Source organism: Nonomuraea sp. NPDC049129 (genome assembly GCF_040648495.1).
Taxonomy (GTDB): domain Bacteria; phylum Actinomycetota; class Actinomycetes; order Streptosporangiales; family Streptosporangiaceae; genus Nonomuraea.
In genome coordinates, this window is the sequence record NZ_JBEZDU010000055.1 from 9,764 (window position 1) to 30,243 (window position 20,480).

At 67.1% G+C, this 20,480-nt stretch carries 21 protein-coding genes; 14 read left to right on the forward strand and 7 right to left on the reverse strand.

The annotated features are described in order from the left end of the window. The first annotated feature begins 368 nt into the window (after positions 1-368). Both AB0B64_RS60095 and AB0B64_RS60100 read left to right on the forward strand, forming a co-directional pair. Complete coding sequence (locus AB0B64_RS60095) at positions 369-2,012, forward strand: hypothetical protein (protein WP_358206668.1); 1,644 nt, start codon at positions 369-371, stop codon at positions 2,010-2,012. Continuing rightward, complete coding sequence (locus tag AB0B64_RS60100) at positions 2,009-3,049, forward strand: hypothetical protein (protein WP_358206675.1); 1,041 nt, start codon at positions 2,009-2,011, stop codon at positions 3,047-3,049. The genes AB0B64_RS60095 and AB0B64_RS60100 overlap by 4 nt, the downstream gene beginning before the upstream one ends. Here the strand turns inward: AB0B64_RS60100 and AB0B64_RS60105 are convergent. From AB0B64_RS60105 to AB0B64_RS60120, 4 genes are read right to left on the reverse strand one after another with little or no spacing between them, the layout of a single operon-like run. Beyond that, complete coding sequence (locus AB0B64_RS60105; RefSeq protein WP_357962298.1) at positions 3,034-3,633, reverse strand: ATP/GTP-binding protein; 600 nt, start codon at positions 3,631-3,633, stop codon at positions 3,034-3,036. The genes AB0B64_RS60100 and AB0B64_RS60105 overlap by 16 nt on opposite strands. Continuing rightward, positions 3,614-4,015, reverse strand: a complete 402-nt coding sequence (locus AB0B64_RS60110) for a DUF742 domain-containing protein (RefSeq protein ID WP_357962295.1) — start codon at positions 4,013-4,015, stop codon at positions 3,614-3,616. Before AB0B64_RS60110 ends, AB0B64_RS60105 begins: the two co-directional genes overlap by 20 nt. Next, positions 4,012-4,443 carry a roadblock/LC7 domain-containing protein gene (locus AB0B64_RS60115; protein WP_357962292.1) on the reverse strand — a complete coding sequence of 144 codons (432 nt, stop codon included), beginning with the start codon at positions 4,441-4,443 and terminating at the stop codon, positions 4,012-4,014. The genes AB0B64_RS60110 and AB0B64_RS60115 overlap by 4 nt, the downstream gene beginning before the upstream one ends. After that, positions 4,440-6,908 carry a nitrate- and nitrite sensing domain-containing protein gene (locus AB0B64_RS60120; RefSeq protein ID WP_358206687.1) on the reverse strand — a complete coding sequence of 823 codons (2,469 nt, stop codon included), beginning with the start codon at positions 6,906-6,908 and terminating at the stop codon, positions 4,440-4,442. Before AB0B64_RS60120 ends, AB0B64_RS60115 begins: the two co-directional genes overlap by 4 nt. A gap of 306 nt (positions 6,909-7,214) precedes the next feature. On the opposite strand from AB0B64_RS60120, the gene AB0B64_RS60125 reads away from it, so the two are divergent. Continuing rightward, entirely contained in the window at positions 7,215-7,763 is a 549-nt protein-coding gene (locus tag AB0B64_RS60125) for a Pycsar system effector family protein (RefSeq protein WP_357962287.1), read from the forward strand. 81 nt (positions 7,764-7,844) lie between these two features. On the opposite strand, the gene AB0B64_RS60130 is transcribed toward AB0B64_RS60125, so the two are convergent. Further along, on the reverse strand, positions 7,845-8,318 hold the full coding sequence (locus tag AB0B64_RS60130) for a hypothetical protein (protein WP_358206694.1): 474 nt from the start codon (positions 8,316-8,318) through the stop codon (positions 7,845-7,847). Between the two features lie 289 nt (positions 8,319-8,607). On the opposite strand from AB0B64_RS60130, the gene AB0B64_RS60135 reads away from it, so the two are divergent. The 4 genes from AB0B64_RS60135 to AB0B64_RS60150 all read left to right on the forward strand — a co-directional run bounded on the left by AB0B64_RS60135 (position 8,608) and on the right by AB0B64_RS60150 (position 11,812). Next, complete coding sequence (locus tag AB0B64_RS60135; RefSeq protein ID WP_358206700.1) at positions 8,608-9,975, forward strand: hypothetical protein; 1,368 nt, start codon at positions 8,608-8,610, stop codon at positions 9,973-9,975. Continuing rightward, positions 9,972-10,577, forward strand: a complete 606-nt coding sequence (locus AB0B64_RS60140) for a TetR family transcriptional regulator (RefSeq protein WP_358206705.1) — start codon at positions 9,972-9,974, stop codon at positions 10,575-10,577. The genes AB0B64_RS60135 and AB0B64_RS60140 overlap by 4 nt, the downstream gene beginning before the upstream one ends. A 133-nt stretch (positions 10,578-10,710) precedes the next feature. Beyond that, positions 10,711-11,013: an antibiotic biosynthesis monooxygenase gene (locus AB0B64_RS60145; protein ID WP_357962276.1), complete on the forward strand. Its 303-nt coding sequence runs from the start codon at positions 10,711-10,713 to the stop codon at positions 11,011-11,013. Between the two features lie 46 nt (positions 11,014-11,059). Then, positions 11,060-11,812 (forward strand): AraC family transcriptional regulator, encoded by a 753-nt coding sequence (locus AB0B64_RS60150; protein WP_358206715.1) that lies wholly within the window; start codon positions 11,060-11,062, stop codon positions 11,810-11,812. A gap of 88 nt (positions 11,813-11,900) precedes the next feature. Here the strand turns inward: AB0B64_RS60150 and AB0B64_RS60155 are convergent, their stop codons facing one another. After that, positions 11,901-13,490, reverse strand: a complete 1,590-nt coding sequence (locus tag AB0B64_RS60155; RefSeq protein WP_358206721.1) for a serine/threonine-protein kinase — start codon at positions 13,488-13,490, stop codon at positions 11,901-11,903. 605 nt (positions 13,491-14,095) lie between these two features. Here AB0B64_RS60155 and AB0B64_RS60160 point away from each other — a divergent pair. The 7 genes from AB0B64_RS60160 (at position 14,096) to AB0B64_RS60190 (ending at position 19,911) form a co-directional block, all read left to right on the forward strand. Continuing rightward, on the forward strand, positions 14,096-14,254 hold the full coding sequence (locus tag AB0B64_RS60160) for a hypothetical protein (RefSeq protein WP_357962267.1): 159 nt from the start codon (positions 14,096-14,098) through the stop codon (positions 14,252-14,254). 124 nt (positions 14,255-14,378) lie between these two features. Next, positions 14,379-14,528, forward strand: a complete 150-nt coding sequence (locus AB0B64_RS60165) for a hypothetical protein (protein WP_357962264.1) — start codon at positions 14,379-14,381, stop codon at positions 14,526-14,528. Then, entirely contained in the window at positions 14,528-15,040 is a 513-nt protein-coding gene (locus AB0B64_RS60170) for a TlpA disulfide reductase family protein (RefSeq protein ID WP_358206729.1), read from the forward strand. The genes AB0B64_RS60165 and AB0B64_RS60170 overlap by 1 nt, the downstream gene beginning before the upstream one ends. Beyond that, a complete protein-coding gene (locus AB0B64_RS60175; RefSeq protein ID WP_357962257.1) occupies positions 15,037-16,866 on the forward strand; it encodes an ABC transporter ATP-binding protein in 1,830 nt (609 codons plus the stop codon). Before AB0B64_RS60170 ends, AB0B64_RS60175 begins: the two co-directional genes overlap by 4 nt. Then, positions 16,863-17,360, forward strand: a complete 498-nt coding sequence (locus tag AB0B64_RS60180; RefSeq protein WP_358206737.1) for a S26 family signal peptidase — start codon at positions 16,863-16,865, stop codon at positions 17,358-17,360. Before AB0B64_RS60175 ends, AB0B64_RS60180 begins: the two co-directional genes overlap by 4 nt. A gap of 1,532 nt (positions 17,361-18,892) precedes the next feature. Continuing rightward, complete coding sequence (locus tag AB0B64_RS60185) at positions 18,893-19,258, forward strand: hypothetical protein (RefSeq protein ID WP_357962254.1); 366 nt, start codon at positions 18,893-18,895, stop codon at positions 19,256-19,258. A 164-nt stretch (positions 19,259-19,422) separates the two neighbouring features. After that, positions 19,423-19,911 carry a hypothetical protein gene (locus AB0B64_RS60190; RefSeq protein ID WP_358206748.1) on the forward strand — a complete coding sequence of 163 codons (489 nt, stop codon included), beginning with the start codon at positions 19,423-19,425 and terminating at the stop codon, positions 19,909-19,911. A 130-nt stretch (positions 19,912-20,041) separates the two neighbouring features. On the opposite strand, the gene AB0B64_RS60195 is transcribed toward AB0B64_RS60190, so the two are convergent. Beyond that, the coding region (locus AB0B64_RS60195; RefSeq protein ID WP_358206752.1) for an Mth938-like domain-containing protein at positions 20,042-20,480 on the reverse strand (439 nt) is incomplete at its 5' end.

The following is a 20,480-nucleotide window of genomic DNA, read 5'->3' on the forward strand; positions in this document are numbered from 1 at the left end:
GACGTGGTCCCGCGGAAAGCCGAAGGCTTTGTCCACCCACAACGGCCCCGCCAGGATCACGCAGACCATAAAGCCGACCAGCCAGCGCTTATTGCTCGCCATTTCCCGAATTCTCCATGAAAAGAACGCCACCCTTAAGCGCCGTCCGCCACAGTAGCAGGCCATTCTCGTACTTCGCTGGACAGGAGTCGGTCATCAGCATGTCGCGGCGTATTTTGTTATACCGCGCCATTTGTTCCCTGCGCCATTTCGCGGCAAGGATCACGTGATCCAGGGGCAAAGGTCACCCCGCCCGGTTGTCGGGTCTGGCAGGGTCGACGCGGCCGTGCTGATCGGGCGACGGGTACGGGTACGGGGTCGGGGAGAGCATGAACCTTGTGGGGGATGGCGAGCAGTTCGATCGGCTGCTCATCGCTGCGCGGGCGTATTGGGGACATCGCCCTCCTCGGGATGACAGCGGGCCACTGGTCGTGGCAGAGGCGTTCCATGAGGACATCAGGGTCATCGTGCGCAACCTGCTGGTGGCGAACGCGCTCTGCGATCTGTTGTCGGCCCGGCTGCTCGTGCTCACCGGCACGGACCCGGACTGGCGCGAGACGCTTTGGCAGGAGTACGACATCCAGCGGGTCCGGCGGCTGGCCGAGGCGTTCGGCGCCACCGAGGTGCTCGACGTGCACGGCCTCGTGGATCGCCGGCTGGCCGACCGAGGCGACAGCCCGGCGGAGGGAAGCGACTCCGAGACACTGGCCGCCGTGGAGAAGGCGACGCTGATCCGGCTGGGCCGGGTGCCGCGACTGCCGGACAGCGAAGAGCCCTGGCATCAGTCGCGGCGCGCCCGTACCAGGGCCTTCTCCGCCGTCTACGACCGGCTGTTCGCCGAGCGGCCGCCCGCCGCGCTGGTCACCAGCCATGTCGACTACGACCAGTGGGGGCTGGCGGTCGACACGGCCATGCGCCGGGAGATCCCGGTCGTGCACGTACAGAGCACCGGGGCCCTGAAGGCGTACGCGCTCTTCCCGGAGCGCCGCAGAGGGCTCGGCACCTTCCGGGAGGAGCTGACCGGCCAGATCGGCGAGTTCTTCGAGGAGTACGTCTGGCCGCACCGGGACCTCATCAGGCCGAACGCCGAGCTCGTGGCCTGGCGGGCGAAGGTCAACCTGGGCCGGCCGAGCTGGTGGCGGGCCGGAAACGTGAGCGACTACGAAGTACGTACCGAGACCGAACGCCGCCAGCTCCGCCAGCACGCCTGCGAACGCCTCGGGATCGACCCGGACCTGCCCGTCTTCACCGTCTTCCACCATGCCGTCTCCGACGCGGTCGGCGCCAACAGGGAGCTGTTCGACGATCTGGCGCGGTGGTTCGAGGAGACCGCGGATTTCGCCGCCACGAACGACCGCGTGAGCTGGCTCTTCCTGGATCATCCGAGCCAGTTCCGGTATGACACCACCGGCCATTTCGCGGCCGTGGCGGCCCGCCATTCAGCGCATGAGCACATGGCCTTCATGCCCAGCCTGGCGCTGTCGAAGAACGCGCTGTGGAGCATGACCGACGTGGGCGTGACCGTGCGCGGGAGCGTCTCCAACGAGCTGCCCGCCTTCGGCATCCCCGTCATCCAGGCAGGCTGGTCCGAGTGGAGCGAATGCGGACTGTCGCACGTCGCCCGCACGCGGGAGGACTATTGGCGGCTGCTCGGCGAGGCCGTCGCCAAGCACGCGAAGGGGGAGTCCATCTTGGGGACCGAGCAGCGGGAGCGGGCCCGGCTGTGGCTGTGGCTCTACCGCAGCGGGGCCGACGTGCCCTCGCCGGTGGTGCCGCACTGGGAGGTCGGGCAGGGCAACGAGTACCTGCACACGCTCGTCGCGGGCCTGCGGCACGTGGAGCGCGACGGCGACCCGCTCCACTGCGCGGTACGCAGGATGTGGGAGCGGCGTGATCCGCTGCTGTGCCGGTTCGACTTCCGGGATCCCCACGGGCTAGGTACGGCTCTCACCGCTTCGAGGAGCGCGTCATGAGCGACTTGCTGACCGTCGGCACGGGCACCGACTTCGACCGGCTCGCCGTCCCCGCCGAGGCGCCGATCGGGATCATCAGCGGCCACGACGCGGCGCTGCAGGTGGCCGATCAGGTGCATCGGGGCGTACAGATCGTGGGCCGGTTCGAGCGCTCGGGACTGGCCGGATTCAAGGTGGCCGCCGCGGGCCGCCGGCTGCGGGTGACGGTGTCGCTGTCGGTTGACGCCGGCTCGGTACGCGGCTGGCACGAGGGGGAGCAGGAGCAGCCGGCGGAGGCCGTCAAGGGCCTGCCGCGGCTCATCCAGATCCGCTCCCAGGGGCGGTTGCGCCAGTGCGTGCTGCTGAAGGGCGGCGGTCACCTCAAGAAGAGCGTGGCCGTCTTCGACCTGCTGCCCGAGGAGATGCCGGACGACGGCCTGATCTGCGTCGAGGCGCTGGACATCATGGAGGGGCGCGGCATTTCCGGCGTACTCCGCGAAACCGTGGCGGGATCCGTCATGCATGACGGCGTGGCCGGGCTGCGCATCGACAGCGTGGACTTCATCGTGAGTCCGGCCGGGGAGCAGGCCACGGTCGCCGCCGAGCAGACGCGGGACGGCGTGCGCAGCGAGACCTCGTCCCTGATCAGCTGCGGCGGCTTCGCCGGTCGCCAGGGCACCCGCTCCCTCCGCTCCGGTCTGTTCATCGTCAACCCCGTACCACCGGGCGTCTTCGGCTCGGGAGGCGAGCTGACCATCCGCCTCAGCGGCAGGGCGGGCGGCACGGCCGGTCGGCGACTTCGCGCACTGATCCGGAAGGCCCGGCCCGGGGGCAATGGCTGGGCGCTCAAAGCGGCCGCGCCGACCGTACAGCGGATCGTGAGCTTTCAGGACGGCGAGCTGGCGGCGCCGGCCCAGTCCACGAGCGGCGCCATCACCGAGCTCCGGCTCCCCGCGCCCACGAACGCACCGACCCTCGTCGTCGTAACCGCCCAGAACGGTGCCGTGCCCAGCCTGCTGTCCACGACGTGGCGGCCGGGAGGTCAGGCCACGGGGTGAGCCGCGGCGCGGGACTGCGTGTCCATCAGGTGCTCGACGAGCGCCAGCAGGACATCGCGGCCCGCCGCCCGGTCGCGGGCGTCACAGAGCACCAGCGGCACCTGCGGGTCGAGGTCGAGGGCCTTGCGGATCTCCTCCTGCGTCCGGTCCTTGACGCCGTGGAAGCAGTTGACGCCGACGATGAAGGGGATCCGGCGGCTCTCGAAGAAGTCGATCGAGGCGAAGCTGACGTCCAGCCGGCGGGTGTCGACCAGGACGACGGCGCCCATCGCGCCGTTGACGAGGTCGTTCCACATGAACCAGAAGCGCTCCTGTCCGGGCGTGCCGAACAGATAGAGGACGATTTCGCGGTTGATGGTGATGCGCCCGAAGTCCAGGGCGACGGTCGTGGTGGCCTTGCCGCCCACCCCTTCCAGATCGTCGACGCCGACGCTGGCATGGGTCAGGTACTCCTCGGTACGCAGGGGGGCGACCTCGCTCACCGCGCCGACCAGGGTCGTCTTGCCGACGCCGAAACCACCGGCGATAAGGATCTTCACCGCCAGGGGAGCAGTGTCCTTCTGGTCAGAGATTGCGTAGCCCATCCCGCACCGCCTCAAGAATTGTCATACCGGGAAGGCCACCCGCCTGCGCGAAGGCCAGCGGCGGCCGGGCCCGCACCTGACCGGCCTCGATCAGGTCACCGATGAGGATCTTGGTCACCGACACCGGGAGGTCCAGCGCGGAGGCGACCTCGGCCACCGCCAGGGGCCGCGTACACAGAGCGAGGATGGTGCGGTGCTCCGGCTGCATCCTCCGCATGCCGTGTCCGGACTCCGAAGAGGCCGCCTCGGACAGTGCCGTCACCAAGGTGATCAGCGTAAGGTCGTCCCGCTCGGGGGTGGTTCGTCCGCCGGTGATCGTATAGGGGCGGACAAGGGGCTCATCGGCGGCATCGTCGTCGAAGCTCTCCGTCCAATGCCTCATCCGTGTCTCCCCGCGTCATCGGGTTCCGGGGCGCGCGTGTCGGTCCCCAGCTTCTGGCCGACCTGCTGGACCAGGGTGTGCATCGCGACGGCCATCAGCTCCGCGTCGACCTCCTGGGAGGCGACCACGGCCAGATGGGTGCCGCGGCCCGCCGCTGTGACGAACAGCCACAGGTCGGCCATCTCGATGATGACCTGGTGGACCGGGCCGCCGCTGAAGAGCTGTCCGACACCGCGAGCCAGGCTCTGCTGGCCGGTGGCGATCGCGGCGAGGCGTTCGGCGTCCGAGCGCTCGATGGTCCGGGAGCGGCTGACCACCAGGCCGTCGTCGGACAGCACGATGGCGTGCCGCGTACCCGCGACCTGATTGACCAGGCCGTCCAGGAGCCAGTCCAGGTCTGCGTCGGTGGCGGTGGTGCGCTGCGTCATCTTCGGTCTTCCGTCGTAGGGGAGCCGGGCTCGGGGGATCCGTCCGGCCGGGGCTGGAAGGCGTCGTCACCGGTCCGGCGCCGGCGGGACTGCCTCTGGAACGCACCGATCGTGGCACTGGATCGGCTGGGCTGCTCGCGTACTGCCCAGGTTTCCTGGTCGGTATCTTCATCCCTGTCCGCCGGGGCCTTCAACTCGGTGACCAGATTGGCCTGGCGCACCCGCTGGGGCAGCGGCGGACGCTCGGCGGACGGGGGCGCGTCGTCTCGATCCGGTGCTGTATTCCGTGCCGTATCCGATGCGGTTTCCGGCGCTGTTTCCGGCGCTGTTTCCGGTGCTGTGACGTAGGCCATCGCGCGTCCCCTGGAGCGGGTCGGCAGCGGCGCGTCGTCCTCGCGGGGCCGGACTTCCCGGGGGCGGGTGGGGACCTCCCTGGGCAGCGCGGTCGGTCCGGGTACCGCGCGGGGGCGGTCCACCACGAGCGGTTCCGGGAGCAGCACGATGACCCGGGTGCCGCCGAAGGCGGACGGCCGCAGCTCCACCTGGAGTCCGAGGCTCATGGCGAGCCGGGCGACCACGTACAGGCCGAGACGCACATCGTCGGCGTGGGTCATCACGTCGAGCTGCGGCGGCGACTTCAGCAGGGCGTTGGCGGCGGCGTACTGCGCGGGGTCCATACCCAGGCCGCGGTCCTCGATCTCCACGGCGAGGCCCCGGCTGACCAGCGCGGCCCGTACCTCGACGGGGGTCATCGGCTTGGAGAAGGCGGTGGCGTTCTCCATCAGCTCCGCCAGGACGTGGACCAGCGGTCCGACCGCCCGCTCGGCCACCCAGGGATCGCCCTCGACCTCGATCGAGATCCGCCGGTAGTCCTGGACCTCGCCCTGGGCGGCGCGCAGGACGTCGAGCAGGCGTACCGGCTTGCGCCAGCGGCGCTGCGGCTGGCCGCCGCCGAGGATCACCAGGTTCTCCTCGTAGCGGCGCAGGCGGGCGGTGAGGTGGTCGAGGTCGAACAGGCCTTCCAGCACCTCGGGGTCCTCGTGCTTGCGTTCCAGCTCGTCCAGCTTCTTCAGCTGAAGGCCGATGAGGATCTGGGTACGGCGGGCGATGCGCTGGAGCATGCGCTGGAAGCCACGGTGCTGTTCGGCCTGCCGTACGGCGGTGTAGACCGCGCTGCGGCTGGCCAGATTGAGGGCATGCCCGAGCTCGCCGAGCTCGTCGGGGGTGGGCTCGACCATGTGCACTTCGGCGTCCACGTCGACCTCCTCGCCACGCTCCAGCCGGGCGACCACGTCGGGCAGCCGCTCCTGGAGCTCCTGGGCCTCCTCGCGCAGGTGGAGGATGCGCCGGCGCAGGATGCTGGTGAGGCGCCAGCTGGTGAAGATGACCAGGCCCAAGGCGAGCACGCCCACGGCGCTGACGCTGATGAAGATGATGAAGAGGGTGCCGGCGTGGGTGTAGCCGATCGTGGCGACGTTCTCGAGCCGGACTTGCAGGAGTTTCACCAGCTGCGGGGTGATCGTGTCCACCGAGGAGCGCCACGACGCGCTGATCTCGCGCAGCGCCACCTGGCCGCTCTCGCCGGTCCCGGAGGTGACCAGCCGCTCCTCCAGAGCGACCATGCTCTGCCACGCCTTGCTGGCCGTCAGCTTTCCGTACTGGCTCTCGTTCTCCAGGAGGCTGGGGGCCACCCGGGACTGCAGGAGGTACTCCTTGGTGCCGATGGCGTCGGCGACCAGGTCGTGCTCCTCCGCCGTCAGGCGCCCCTTCTCCCAGCCACGGGCCAGAATGGCGTCTTCGCGGCCGAGCATGTCGAGCACCCAGAAGAGGTCGACCAGCGTCTGCGCCTTGGTGTTCACCTCGCCGTGCTCGGTATGGCTGAGGACGGTCAGCAAGCCGAGGTCTGACTCCAGAACGCCGGTGTAGTACTCGAACGCCTTCTGCGCGCTGGACCACCCGGCGTCCACCGCCCGGCGCTGCTGGTCGAGGAGATCGAGGCCCCGTTCGGTACGGGCGACGGCCTGGGGGATCCCTTCCTGTCCCTTGCTGGTGTCCAGGGTCGCCAGCGGACGGAAGGCGGTCACCGCCTGGTCGGTCAGCACGCGCTGCTTGGCCAGCTTGTCGCGGGCGGCGCTACGCGGGTCGGCCTGCGCCTCCGCGGTGAGCAGCCGCTCCTGCCCAAGGTTGAAGAACAGGTTGGCCGCGGGCCTACCGGCGGTGGTGGTGGCCAGATCCATCTGGGCCTTCTCCGACTGCCACTGGGCGAACAGCTGGAACATCCCTGAAGCCAGCACCGGGGCAAAGGTGATGCTCGGTACGAAGACCACAATGATCAGTACGGTACGCAGGGGCAGTCGGCGGGTACCGGCCAGTCGCCGCGGCCGGCCGCTGGTCGACTCCGGTGCTCCGTCGCCATCGTCCACGGTTCCCGTACGTCGCCGCCCGACTCTGCCCAAACCAGCCACGTGCGGGCACTCTCCTTGCCGATCGGCGCGTCCATCGCAAAAATCGCCAAAGTAGGCGATTAGTGGCCTGATAGTAGCGATAGGGCAGTTGGCGTCGAAAGCCCCCGTTTCGCAGGCTGTGCCGCACTGGAAGGCCATCGGCAAGCAGGCCGGTATGCATGACACGTCCAGGTGCACCGGTGTCTGTCCTGGTCGCACGCCTACAGTCGAAGGTAGCCGGACTCACACCCGCCTACGTCTCAAGCGTCGACTGCCTCGCTGGTCAGCCCCATCGGCCTACGATCCCGACGGAAAGGACCGCCCACCATGAACCACGAACCAGCTACATCCGGCGGCCACTCCGAAGAGGACAGTGGTGCGCGGCATCCGTCCATGTCCCCGTTCCTCAGGGATCGGCTCGACGCCGCCACCACCGCGGCCCGCGCCGAGCTGATCAGCGCCAGTGAGAAGAGGGCCGGCCTCCTGCTGTCCTGGGCGGGCGTCGCGTACGGCGTGATGGTCACCCTCATCCTCACCGGTCCGGCCCAATTCCCGGGAGTCGGGCGCTTCGGCGTCATCCTGGCGCTGATCCTGCTGTCCGCGGCGGTCCTGCTGATCCTGATCACCATCCGCCCACCGTCGCCCCAACAGGGCGGGCAGAGAATCCTCCTCTACGCCGAGGAGCCCACACCCGAAGCCCTGATCGAGCGGATGAACACCGAGACCAGGGACTACGAGCTGTTCCTGGCCACCGACGCCCTGCGGATCGCGCGGATCGCGCGCACCAAACACCGCAATCTGCGCTGGTCCGTCAACCTGATCGTCACCGGCATCACGGTCATGACGATCATGGTCTTCCTGGAGCGCCTGTTCTAACACGGCGAGGACGCGTCTGGCCACGCCGTACAACCACAGCCGGGCCTCACCGCCCGTGGGTACGTCGGCGATCAAGTCCGCCTAAGTGGCGAACACGCTGGCAAAGAACCCGATCACCGCGAATATCACTGCGAGCACGATCGCCCAAATCAAGGTGATGCCCATCAGGGACAGTACGAAGGTATGCATTCCCGCGATAGCTGCGTTGATGAGGATGACGATAAAGTCGGAGATTACTAGCTCTTCCCAGGACTTGAAGACCAGAAAGCTGGAGATCAGGCCAGTGATGATGGTCAGAGCCACCACTCCGGCCGCGCCCCAAAAACCGGAAGAAGAAGAGTCGGCCTCGGCGGATTCTTGGCCACCGACCTTTGGCGAGTATTGCGTGACCGTGACCACCGGAGTGGCCCCTTGGCCGCCATCGGCGACTTCCTTGTCGTGCTCGAACGCGAAAACGGCGACGACCACTCCGACGATCGCCACGACAAGGGCCAGAACAGCGGCGACTTCAGCGTAGACAGTGAGCCGTCGTGGCTTGGCAGGTTCATCCGCCATGCTTGTCCTCGCAACGGGGAGAGCGATCCAGAGCTAACACTCTAACGAGGCACCACGCGGAGATGCCCCTGTTGGCAGGCGATGCAGGGTTGGCGGCACCTGGGCGTCCGTCGCGTACGACCGCCGTGGTGATCGCCCTGACGCCCGTCGCTCTCGCGCCCGCGTACGGCTGACTGACCGCACTGCGCCCGCCGGGCGGCTCGGCCCCGACCTGCCTCGCTGTGACCATCTGGACGGTAAAACATGTCACACCACTAACTTTTGACAGTCATGTGACAGAATATTCCCCATGAAGGAGAGCGTTCCACGGCTGCTGCAAGACGCACGCCGCACCAGAAGGCACCACGAGTGGGCGACAGTCCAGCGACGGCGGCTCGCCGAGATCGTCGAGCACGCCCGTACCCACTCGCCCTACTACCGGGACCTCTACAGCGGCCTGCCTCCCCGCGTCGACGACTCCGCATCGCTGCCGGTCACCGACAAGAAGGCGCTGATGGCGCACTACGACCGTTGGGCCACCGACCGCGAAGTAACGCTGGCCAGGGCGCGCGCCTTCGCTGCGGATCCGCAACTGGTAGGCGGACGGTTCCTCGACCGATACCTGGTGGTCACCACCTCGGGCACCACAGGAAACCCCGCGATCTTCGTCAAGGACGATCGGGACATCGCCGTCAACTACGCCCTCAGCATGCGGATGATGAGCTCCTGGTTGGACCTCGCCGACATCACCCGGATCGTGGCGGGCAGCGGGCGGATGGCCATCGTGGCCGCGACGAACGGCCATTTCCTGGTCTCGGCCGGCGCCGCCCGCATGCGCGCACACCGGCTACAGCGCAAGACCATCCGTCTCTTCTCCGTACACACCCCGCTGGACGCACTGGTCGAGGCGCTCAACGAGTTCCGCCCCGCTCTCCTGCTCGGGTACGGCAGCGTCCTCAACATGCTCGCCGCCGAGCAAGAGTCTGGACGGCTGCACATCGCGCCGGTGGTGGTCGAACCCGCGGGCGAGACGCTGACCAGCGGCGACTACGCGCGGATGGCCCGCGCCTTCGATGCCAAGGTGCGCGACACCTACGGCGCCAGCGAGTGTCCCTTCCTCACCGAGGGCTGCGCGCACGGCTGGTATCACGTCAACAGCGACTGGGCCCTGGTCGAACCGGTTGAAGCCGACCATTCCCCGACCCCGCCGGGCAGGCAGTCCCACACCGTTCTGGTGACCAATCTGGCCAACCGCGTACAGCCGATCCTGCGCTACGACCTCGGCGACAGCGTCTTGCAACGGCCTGACCCGTGCCCATGCGGCAACCCCCTGCCGGCCATACAGGTGCAGGGACGCGTGGCCAACGTGCTCACGTTCGCCACCGGGCGGGGCGAGGTCGTCATCGCGCCGTTGATGCTCAACACGCTCGTGGATCGTACGCCTGGCGTACAGCTGTACCAGATCGTCCAAACCAGCCCGGCGAGCCTGCGCATACGACTGCGGCCCTCGCCTGGGGCGGACCCGGAAACGGTGTGGCAGGCGGTGCGTGACGGGATCGGCGGTCTGCTCGCCGACCACAAGCTGGACCATGTCATCCTGGAACGCGCTGAGGAGCCGCCGCGGCAATCCCCCGGCGGAAAGTATCGGGCGGTCATCCCGCTGAAGGATTTCGCATGATGTCAGATTCCGAGCAGCCCGGACTGCGGGAGCGCAAGAAGGCCGGCACCCGCGCCGCCATTCAGCGGCACGCGCTGCGCCTGTTCCGTGAGCAGGGTTACGACGCCACCAGCGTCGAGCAGATCGCCCAGGCGGCCGACGTCTCGCACCGGACGGTGTTCCGCTACTTCCCGACCAAGGAAGCGCTGGTCACCCTCGATGACTATGACGACCTCATCGCCGAGGCGTGCGCGGCCCAGCCGCCGGAACTCGGCCCGGTGCCGGCGCTGCGCAACGCCTTCCGGACCGTGTTCACCGACCTGACCGACGCGGACGTGACCGCGAAGCGGGAGCGCCAGGCGCTGGTGCTCAGCGTCCCCTCGCTGTGGGCGGCCAGCCTCACCAACATCACCAACACCAAGCAGACGCTCACCGAACTGGTCGCAACCAGGCTCGACCGTCCGCAACACGACGACCGAGTACGGGCCGTCGCCGGCGCGGTGTTCGGCATTTTGCTGTCGGTCTGGCTGGACTGGGCCAAGAACCCGGAGCTGGACGCCCCGGCGGCGTTGGACAGCGCGCTCGCCCATCTAGAGAGCTCTCGGACTCCTGACGATCGGTGAGATCAGAGCCTGGATCGGGCGTGTCCGTTAGAAGCGTGAACGCGTCCGGCTCGCGGAAGCCGACCAGGCCGGCTCGATGTGAGGATCAAGACATCCGCTCGCGGCAGTCGCCGCCCCCAATCAGGAGGTCCTCGTGATCATTGCCATTGTCGACTTCGACACCGCCGCCGCTGACCGCGCGACAGCCCTGGCCCAGCTCGACAGCGAACGCGAGGAGGTACGCGCGATGCCGGGTAACGTTGCCTATCGGGTGTACGCCTCCCGGGAGAACGAGACCCGGGTGACCATAGTCCACGAGTGGGACGACGAGGAGTCTTTTGCCGACTACCAGAAGTCGGACTCCTTCGCCCGCTCTGGCAAGGTGATTCGCCCGATGATGACCGGTTCGCCGGTGAGCCGACGCTTCCACGCGGAGCTGCTGGAGACCGTCGCCTGACCGGCGTCCTGGCGGCTCCCTACGATTGGTTCATGCGAGGCTGCGGATGACCCGGAAGGCGTACAGCTTCGTCCGTACGTTCCCGCGGGAGCCCGCCCGCGAGCTCAAGGTGGACCGCCACTACCTGCTCTGCGCCTCGACCGGTGCCCTCCGGCTCGAGGCGCAGGGCCAGTCGTGGCTCCTACCGCCGGCTCGGGCCGCCCTGATCGAGGCGGGTCACGCGATACAGGTGAGCATCCCGCAGCCGGTCACGACCGCGTCGGTACTGTTCGACACCAGATTCACCGCGTCCCCGCCGGCCCCGTTGACCGTATTCGACCTCAGCCCTCTGGCACGCGCATTGGTAACCGAGTGCGGCATCTGGGGCGAGAGCGACGAACCTCTGACGGCGTACGCAGAGACGCTTTTCACCGCGCTCGCCGCAGTGACCTGGCGGCTCGCCGAGCAACCGAGCCCCGTCGTCGTCCCGGTGGGCCGCTCACCGGAACTACGCCGAGCCCTGCGGCTGACCGAGCAGCGACTCGGCGTCGAGATCCGCTTCGAGGAGGTGGCAGTCGAGGTGGGCCTGGCACCACGATCGCTGGCCCGCCGCTTCGAGGACGAGACGGGCATGACGTGGCGGGCAGTCCTACGCCGGATGCGGGTGCTACGCGCGATCGAAGAACTGGCTGCGGGCGATACTCCGATCACCGAGATCGCGTTCATGGTCGGCTACACGTCATTGTCGGCGTTCAACGCCGCGTTCCGACAGCTGACCGCCCGCACACCGACGGAATACCGAGCCAGCTTCCGACCTTGACGGGGGCGGGCTCGCGCCTCGTACGCATTGGGCGGTGGCCTCGATTTCGGGGTGAGTCATGCGGGCCGGCGGTAGGCGTACGGCCGTGCTACGTGGCCGACTTCACCAGCTGATAGACATACTTCGTCAGGTCCCGGCCACGCGGTCTCGCCACCGCCGGCGTCGGCGAACCCTTGGTCAACATCTCGTAGGAGACCTGTACGAGCAGGTTGTCCTTGCGGAACATCGCGTGCGCGTACCCGTAGTCCTTGCCGGACGGGTTGGACAGGCACAGCTCGTCCGCGTAGTCATCAAGCCGCATGGCGTTCTTGTAGAAGTCGGTGCGCTCCTCTTCGAAGGCCGCCGACGCGCTGGAATCGGTCGAGAATCGGAACAGCTTGACGACGACGTCGGCAGCCCAGGGGTGCTTGGACCAGTAGCCCTCCGTGCTCCAGCGGCATCCGCGCGACTCCACGAGGTCGTCGAACTTCTCAACCGGCGTATCTTCCTCGCCGTCATCCATCTTGGGAATGATCTTTCTCGCCCGGGTCACCACCTTGGTGCAGATGCCGGGGATCACGGTGTAGCGCACGGCAGCCGTCGGCGATGGGGTCACCGTGGGTATCGGGGACGGGGTGACACTCGGCGTTGTGCGGGTTGCGACCGGGGAGCCTGTCGTGCCCTGCTGCCGTACGGCATTTCCACTGTCATGGGAGATCAGGGAGGGAAGAGCGATAACAACCACTGTGAGGAGGAGCGCCACTGCCACCGCCGCCGCCACCGCGGTCCTCCGTTTCCAGACCGCCCCGGACGGCGGGTCCAGGACGTCCGCAGGCAGCGCCTTCGTCCGCGCGCGACCATCGGGTGGCGGGGCCTGGGTCGCGGTGGCGACCGCACGCAGTTGCGTGCCGGCATCGGCCGCGTCGAGACGCACGCCGGCATCACGCTCCAGCAGGCCGGCAATTGTCGGCGCCAACGCCCCCGCCCGCGTCATCGGCTCGGGCGCGCGGGTCAGGGCCGACACGAGCGCGGCCGCCACATTGTCGGCGGCGTACGCCGGCCGGCCCTCCACGGCGAAGTAGAGTGTGGCACCCAAAGACCACAGGTCGGCCGCCGGACCCGGCTGAGAACCGTCCAGCCGTTCAGGGGCGATGTAGCCGACGGTACCGACGAGCGACGCGGTCACGGTCGCGGTGGCGTCGGCGACCAACGCGATCCCGAAGTCGGTGAGCACCGCCCGGCCGTTGTCGTCGAGCAACACGTTCTGCGGCTTGACGTCCAGGTGCAGGACACCCTCGTCATGCGCCGCCGACAGCGCGTCGAGCACCTGGCTGCCGATCTCGGCCGCCCGCCGAGGATCCAGCGGCCCGTTCGTCTTGACCTCTTGGTCGAGCGAACGCCCGGCGATGAAACGCATGACGATCCACGGCCGGCCGTCCTCCTCCAGGACGTCATACACTCCCACGATGCCCGGATGCTCGAGGCGGGCGATCGCCCTGGCTTCGCGCATCGCCCGCGCCCGCAGTCTGGCCTGCTCCTCCGCACTGACGCCGACGGCCGGCAGGTGGAGCTCCTTGACCGCGACGGTGCGGTGCAACTTGTGGTCGTATCCCCGCCAGACGGTGCCCATCCCGCCCGAGCCGACCGGCTCGCTCTCCAGCACGTATCGGCCGTCGGCCAGGCTCCGTCGTTCGCTCACGGGTGCAGGGTCGTCAGGGTACATACCGGCTCGACCAGCCCATCTCCGCGAACGATCTCGTACCCGGACAGAGTGTAGCGACGCAGGCCAGCGAACGGGTCCGGATTCGCTGACCTCCGGCTATCCCGCCTCAAGGGACCTCGCGAGTGCGTTACTGCACCGCCCGCCCCGGGGTTCCGGAGATCGAATGAGCGGGGCCCTCCACTGCGGAGGATCGGGGATTGGAACCCCGGATGGTGTTGCCGCCAAACCGTATTAGCGGCTCGGAGCAGAGCCGTCCCGATCGTTCAAATCTGGAGCAATATGCCGGGGTCGGTCTTCCCCGAACGGCATAGGACGGCGGTGAACTGCAACCCAAACTGCAACCCGATGCCGCGTCTACCTGATCATCTTCGGCGTCGTGATGGGCCTGAAGATGCAGTCTGTCGCGTCCAGCACGGTCTTTCGGTCAATGTTCGGCGCGATACCTCCTGGCCGAAATTATGAAAACCTGTACCTCTTGATCATTGTCCATGAAAATAATTTCGACCGTTGCGCCGTAATTCGGAAAACCGGATCATCGTGATCACCATCATCTCGCCCCGCAAGGCCAGAGAGGAGACATCATGCTCGGTCTCGTGGACCGTTTGCTGACGCGCGTCGCCCACAAGGTGACCGTGGAGGCCGGCTGCAGCAACTACTACTACTGCTCGGGTGGAATCAGGTACCTCCGTCAGTGCTGCCTGGACCAGGGTTGCCAGACGGTCAAGGTCGGCAAGTGCTGATGCGGCTGTAGTAGGCGTCCCCGCGGGTGGCGGCCAGCCGCCGCCCGCACGGGGTGGAGGTGCCGTTGCTTCGGTACATCCGCCGCACCCCTTAGCGCCCCGTCAACTGGTCCGTAACAGCCTGATGATCATCGCAGCCGCGCTCGGCGTACTGCTGCCTGGTGGCCTGCTCGCGCTCGGCGGGGCGGCCCTGGCAGGTGCCGCGGGGCTCATCGGGGCGATCCTGATCGCCTCCTTCGACGACTTCGTCGATCTCTTCGCGAGGAATGCCTGATGCCTTACCTGACCGCCGCCGTCGTGCTCATCGGTCTGCTTTGTCTGTTGAATCTGCTCCTCACCCTCACCCTGATCCGCCGGATGAGGCAGGTGAGTGGGGGAGGCGTCCAGCATGCCGGGCCTCCCATCGCGTTGCAGCCTGGCTCGCCTGTCGGCGAGTTCGCCGCTGTGACCGTCGACGGCGAGCCGGTGTCCCACGATACGGTCGCCGGCCTGGTCGGGTTCTTCTCCGCCGGCTGCGAACCCTGCCACAAGCTGCTTCCCCGCTTCAGCGAGCATGCCCGCACCCTCGGACGGGAGAACGTGCTGGCGGTGGTCGCCGGGGACGACACGGAGGCGGTCGAAGCGCTCGCGCCGGTGGCCCGGGTGATCGTGGAGGATTACGACGGCCCGGTGGCAGACGCGTTCCAGAACACGTGGACTCCGGCGCTCTACCTGCTCGGGTCCGATCACCGCGTCGTCGCCACGGGTGGACGCGTGGAGGACCTTTCCGTCGCATCGACGGCATGAGTGATCTGGGTACGAGCCGACGGGCCGGGATCCGGGACTTGGCCTCGTCCGCCGTGGAGGCCATGTCGCTGACCTGGCGGTCGGCACCAGGAGGGGTCACCGGCTACGTCTTTCTGACGCTCGCCGAGGCGGCGGCCCCGATCGCCACCGTATGGCTGACCAAATCGGTCATCGACCGGCTGACGACTCCCGACGGCGCGGTCGCGGGTCTCGCGCTCGGGTTGGCCGCGGCCGGTCTGGCCGCCGCCGCGCTTCCGGGGATCGGCCGCTATCTGCGCGCCCAGACCGGGCGGCTCGCGCGAGCCGAAGCGATCGACGGGCTGTTCGCGGCGGCCGAGCGGCAGGTCGGCCTCCGGCGTTTCGAGGATCCGGTGTTCCTCGACCGGTTGCGTCTAGCCCAAGAGGGCGCCGGGGGCACCGGCGACCTCGTCAGCGGAGTCTGCGGAAGCCTGAGCGGAGTCCTGTCTCTCGTCGGATTCGTGGGCTCCCTTCTGATCCTCAGCCCCGCCATGACCGCCCTGGTACTGCTGGCCGCCGTCCCAGCACTCATCGCCGAAGTGCTGCTGTCGCGGAGGCGGGCCACCATGCAGTGGGACATCGAGCAGATCCACCGCCGCGAGTTCTTCTACAGCCGGCTGCTCACCGGCGTCCAGGCCGCCACGGAGATCCGGTTGTTCGGCATCGGCGCGTACCTTCGTACACGGATGATGGCCGAGCGGCGCAAGGCCGACACCGCCGAAAGCCGGATGGACCGCCGGGAACTGGTCACTCAGGGCGGTCTGACCACGCTGAGCGCGGCGGTCGCGGGTGTCGGCCTGTGGTGGGCGATCACGGCCGCCCGTCAGGGTTCCCTCAGCGTCGGCGACGTCGCCATGTTCGTGGCGGCCGTCGGCGGGGTGCAGGCCGCGCTCAACATGCTCGTCTCCTCGATGGCGTCCGTCCACGAGGGGCTCCTCACCTTCTCGCACTACGTCGCGGTGATCAGGACCGAGCCGGACCTGGTGAGCGTGGACGAGGGGACGGCCCCCGCACTGCGCCGGGGCATCGAACTGCGGGACGTCTGGTTCCGCTACAGCGACGACCATCCATGGGTGCTGCGCGGGGTCGATCTGACGATTCCGCACGGCCGTTCGGTCGCCCTCGTGGGATTGAACGGCGCCGGTAAGAGCACCCTCATCAGGTTGCTGTGCAGGATGTACGACCCGACGCGCGGCCGGATCCTGTGGGACGGCGTGGATCTGCGGGACATCCCGCCCGCCGATCTTCGCGAGCGGATCAGCGCCGTATTCCAGGACCATATGAATTACGACATGTCCGCCGCCGAGAACATCGGGCTCGGTGACCTGCCCGCCCTGGACGACCCGGCCCGGATCGCGGAGGCGGGCGTCCGCGCGGGAGTGCACGAGACGCTCTCGGGGCTGCCGCGAGGCTACGACACGCTGCTCACCCGCATCTTCTTCTCCGAGGCCGACAAGGGCGATCCCGAGACGGGAGTGGTGCTGTCCGGCGGACAATGGCAACGCCTCGCGCTGGCCAGAGCCCTCGTCCGCGACGGCAGAGACCTGATGATCCTGGACGAGCCCAGCTCCGGCCTGGATCCGGAGGCCGAGCACGAGGTCCACACCAGCATCCGGGAGCATCGGGCGGGTCGCACGAGCCTGCTGATCTCTCACCGGCTCAGCGCCGTACGGGATGCCGACCTCATCGCCGTGCTCCACGACGGGCGGATCGCCGAACAGGGACCGCATGAGGCGCTGCTTGCCGCAGACGGACAGTACGCCCGGCTGTTCCGGCTCCAGGCCTCGGGATACCAGGAGGTGCGATGAAGGCAGGCAATCTGCTCCTGTCGGCATCCGGCTTGCTGATCTTGGGAATGTCGCTGTGGTGGATCCGCCGGCGGTATCTGGTCGCCACTGTGAGCGGGCCCAGCATGGAACCCACCCTGCGTTCCGGCGACAGACTGCTCGTCCGCAAGACGAGGCGAGTCCGCGCCGGCCAGATCGTGGTCGTCAGGATCCCGAATCCTCCGCCGTTGGACGGCCTGCCGCCGGGTATCGAGCCCGGCGACGAGGACAAGGTGCCGGAGAGATTCGATCCTGGCTGGCACTTGCTCGTCAAGCGGGCGGTCGCGGTGGCCGGCGAACCTGTGCCGAGACAGGAATTCCCGTCGCTCCGCGACGTACCGGAGACCGTCGTGCCCCCTCGCGCCCTGGTCGTGCTGGGCGACAATCGGGACACCAGCTGGGATTCCCGGGAGTTCGGCTTCGTGCGGGGCGACCAGTTCATCGGCGTCATGATGCGCCGCCTGCCATCGCGTTGACCGCGCGAGGCGGGCATCGTCCTATCTTCAGGTGCTATACGAGACGAATGTCGCAGCCGACGACCGCTGGGAGGCTGACGATGTTGTGGGAACGGCGTGCCTCCGCCGCCAGGAGGCCCAGCAGTAGGCCTGCGCGGACTGTGCCCTTGGCACGGGCTGCGATCGTGTCGGCGATGTCGTCGGGAACATCGCGGATCTGCATGTTCCTAGGTATGCCTTCATTTTACATGCATAGTTCGGCGCCGTGCGGGATCTGCTGCTGCGGCGACCAGCGCGGCGATTCCACCGGGAGCCGGAAACCATCATCATCAGCGGAATGGTCCGGCAATGGTCCGCCCAGGTGTAGCTGAAGATCGAGAGCCCCTCTCCAAATTGCTGGTGAGGGGCTCTAGCGTGCGGAGGATCGGGGATTTGAACCCCGGATGGTGTTGCCACCAAACCGCATTAGCAGCTAGGGGCCCGGCCGTACCGTACCGTCTCATGTGGACCAACACGGTTGGGCGGTCGTGCTGGAACGGGTTGGATCGCGAGTGAACCGCAACCCAAACTGCAACCCGCTTCGGCATCGGTTCGGCTGTCGCCGACCTACGCCCGACTAGCCGGCCCCTTGTCGGCCCACTCATCCAGACCGGTTGTCAACACCTCTTCGAGCTTTGCTTTCGTCATGCTCTCGGCTAGATCGTCGAGGCACTTGCACTGGTTGAGGATGCCAGCGACAGTGCAGGTGTAGATCCCAATGATGCGTAGAGCGTGAGCCGACATCTCCAGAACTTGTTCGCCTGGGATCGGGATCTTCTTCGCGTAGTTGCGGAGGATTCCGACCAGACAGGCCCCTGCTCGGTCGGCGGGAGGCTTGCCTATCAGCGCATCAGCGACCAGTTCGTGAGCCTGCTCCTTCGCCTCCAGGAGTCTCCGCGCTTCCTCCGCAAGGGGATCACAGCCGGAGCGCGTTGAGGACTGGACCTCCTTCCAGAGGCGTTTACCGAGGAGATCGGCCCCTTGCTTGGCGACGGCGGCTTGCCAACCATCCGTCGTTGCGTTGACGGCGATCTCGATGACCGTCTTGTCTAGGGCGCTGAACGGCGTACTTGCTTCTGAGCGGTCCGGCGCTCTTCGCCTTCCAGACCGACCTCTACGGCCATGATGATCGCTGCAAGGCGTATTCCACCGGCGTCGACACGGCTTTCCTGTTTGTGTTTCCTCCGAACCGCATGGACTAGCCATGACATGAACATGCGGCAGGCTGGCGTCCTTACCTAGAGGCTGGGGCGCCAGGATTCTTCGACTTGGGGGTAGCTACATCACGCCTTGCCAAGGAGCGATCTGCTTGGAGCCTCCACTCCCGCGATCGAGGCGGCGTGGGCTTAAGGACTCGAACTCTTGATTCCCTGCTTGCAAAGACGCATGCCGATCTTACTTGACCTGCGAAGACGCAGCTCAAGGCACTGATCGCGTTCCCCGTGGCTCCCCGCTGTTTCCCCTTGTTGCCCGTCCCATCGGGTCGCGACGGGCACGGCTGGCAGACTCACCCCATGATCGAGATCGACGGCCCTTTCTATCGCATCAGCGACCCCGGCTTCGAGATGCTGATCCCCCGCTGGGAAGGGCATGATCCCGAGACCGCCGATCAGGCCGACGCGACCATCACGCTTCCTGACGGCACTCGGCGCTATGCCACCTTCATGACCCTTGGGGCCATCTCCGGGATCATGGATCGCTGGCAGGGGACGGGCGAATGTCTCAACGGCCGTTACTTCTGGTGCTCGGACCTGGTCGTCATCCGCAAGCCTGGCTTCGTCTCGATGGCCGACGCCATACGAGACATGATCGCGATTGGAGAGCTTGAAAGCGCGTGCAGTGCGCTGCCAATCGACGACACCGATCAACATGCGGATTAAAAGATCGGATTTGGTGAGTCCCAAGAGGTTCAATGCAGGCCAGAGGGTAGGAGCGATCGATTCTGAACCGCGTGGAACGGCCTTGAACTGCAACGGGAACTGCAACCGGCGGGCTCTGTCTCAGCGCGCTTCCTGACCTTGATCGGTTTCGGTACGCTCCGGCCATGAGAGTCCGCGCCGCGTTCGTCAAGATAACGATCACCTTAGCCGCGACGGCCCTCCTGTTGAGCGGGCTCGCGTACATAGCACTGAGGACAGTCGCCGGTTCGGAATGCACCGCCGCAGAGGAAGACCTGATTCCAGTGCTGGCGGCTCAGAACATCCTTGCTTCCCACCCCGGTGATGCCGTCACGCGGGATAGCTACACCGGATGTTTCCGGGACGACCCGTTCCCCTACGCCGGGAAGTTCTACGAGTTTTCCGGCACACAGGAGGACTACGCCTCCTTCTATGAGACGGTAGCCAAGGCCGACGGGTGGCGGCCAATCGTCCCCGAAGAGTCTTCCGAAGATGTCTGTTACACCAAGAAGCTCGGTGACGCTACCGCCTTCCTCTCGGTAGGAGAGCAAAGCGTTGATGGCGTCCAGGGATACGGTATCGACATCTCCGCTTCCTACGGTGAGGTTCCGGAGGACGGCGGGCTCTTGTGCTAGAGCTGTCTCATTAAAGGTGGAGTGAGACTCGATTTTTTGCTAGCGTCCCCACCTGCGAAGTCGCAGGGCAATGACCAAGGGACCCGCAAATCATTCCGCGTATGTTCCGGATCTTGGCAAAGGGGCTTGATCAACACGTGGAGTGGATCAAGCCGCCCACGGGAGTGGTCTCCACCATGGCGTTGTAGCGCTGGACGGCGGCTGTCGTCTCCTCCACGTAGATCTCGATGCCTTTCTCCATCAGGAGGTCCAGCGTCTCAGGGCACGTTTGCAGGAGCGACCGCATACCACGGGAGAGGACGATCGCGTGGCTGCCGTTGTCGAGCAGCTCCTGTATGTCGGCAGGCTGAATGCCAGGAGTGTGCCGCGTGCCGGTCTCGTTCCAGTCCCAGGCACGTCCTCCACCGGGGTAGAGCTTGAAATCCTTGCCTTCTCCGAGGCCCTCGACCACCATCCGGCCCCAGGAGACATGTGTGTCAATCCCCCGAAAACGTGGAGACGGTTCTATGCCACAGCGGTCCTCAGCAGGACGGATGAGGCTTGCCGCTTGTCGATCATGTGATGTTCGA

Coding starts and splice junctions, on each gene's coding strand:
- AB0B64_RS60105 (WP_357962298.1), bottom strand. CDS start 3,633: ATGGGCTACGCAATCTCTGACCAGAAGGACACTGCTCCCCTGGCGGTG.
- AB0B64_RS60165 (WP_357962264.1), top strand. CDS start 14,379: ATGATCATCGCAGCCGCGCTCGGCGTACTGCTGCCTGGTGGCCTGCTC.
- AB0B64_RS60115 (WP_357962292.1), bottom strand. CDS start 4,443: ATGACGCAGCGCACCACCGCCACCGACGCAGACCTGGACTGGCTCCTG.
- AB0B64_RS60100 (WP_358206675.1), top strand. CDS start 2,009: ATGAGCGACTTGCTGACCGTCGGCACGGGCACCGACTTCGACCGGCTC.
- AB0B64_RS60130 (WP_358206694.1), bottom strand. CDS start 8,318: ATGGCGGATGAACCTGCCAAGCCACGACGGCTCACTGTCTACGCTGAA.
- AB0B64_RS60160 (WP_357962267.1), top strand. CDS start 14,096: ATGCTCGGTCTCGTGGACCGTTTGCTGACGCGCGTCGCCCACAAGGTG.
- AB0B64_RS60180 (WP_358206737.1), top strand. CDS start 16,863: ATGAAGGCAGGCAATCTGCTCCTGTCGGCATCCGGCTTGCTGATCTTG.
- AB0B64_RS60150 (WP_358206715.1), top strand. CDS start 11,060: ATGACCCGGAAGGCGTACAGCTTCGTCCGTACGTTCCCGCGGGAGCCC.
- AB0B64_RS60140 (WP_358206705.1), top strand. CDS start 9,972: ATGATGTCAGATTCCGAGCAGCCCGGACTGCGGGAGCGCAAGAAGGCC.
- AB0B64_RS60175 (WP_357962257.1), top strand. CDS start 15,037: ATGAGTGATCTGGGTACGAGCCGACGGGCCGGGATCCGGGACTTGGCC.
- AB0B64_RS60170 (WP_358206729.1), top strand. CDS start 14,528: ATGCCTTACCTGACCGCCGCCGTCGTGCTCATCGGTCTGCTTTGTCTG.
- AB0B64_RS60125 (WP_357962287.1), top strand. CDS start 7,215: ATGAACCACGAACCAGCTACATCCGGCGGCCACTCCGAAGAGGACAGT.
- AB0B64_RS60110 (WP_357962295.1), bottom strand. CDS start 4,015: ATGAGGCATTGGACGGAGAGCTTCGACGACGATGCCGCCGATGAGCCC.
- AB0B64_RS60190 (WP_358206748.1), top strand. CDS start 19,423: ATGAGAGTCCGCGCCGCGTTCGTCAAGATAACGATCACCTTAGCCGCG.
- AB0B64_RS60135 (WP_358206700.1), top strand. CDS start 8,608: ATGAAGGAGAGCGTTCCACGGCTGCTGCAAGACGCACGCCGCACCAGA.
- AB0B64_RS60185 (WP_357962254.1), top strand. CDS start 18,893: ATGATCGAGATCGACGGCCCTTTCTATCGCATCAGCGACCCCGGCTTC.
- AB0B64_RS60095 (WP_358206668.1), top strand. CDS start 369: ATGAACCTTGTGGGGGATGGCGAGCAGTTCGATCGGCTGCTCATCGCT.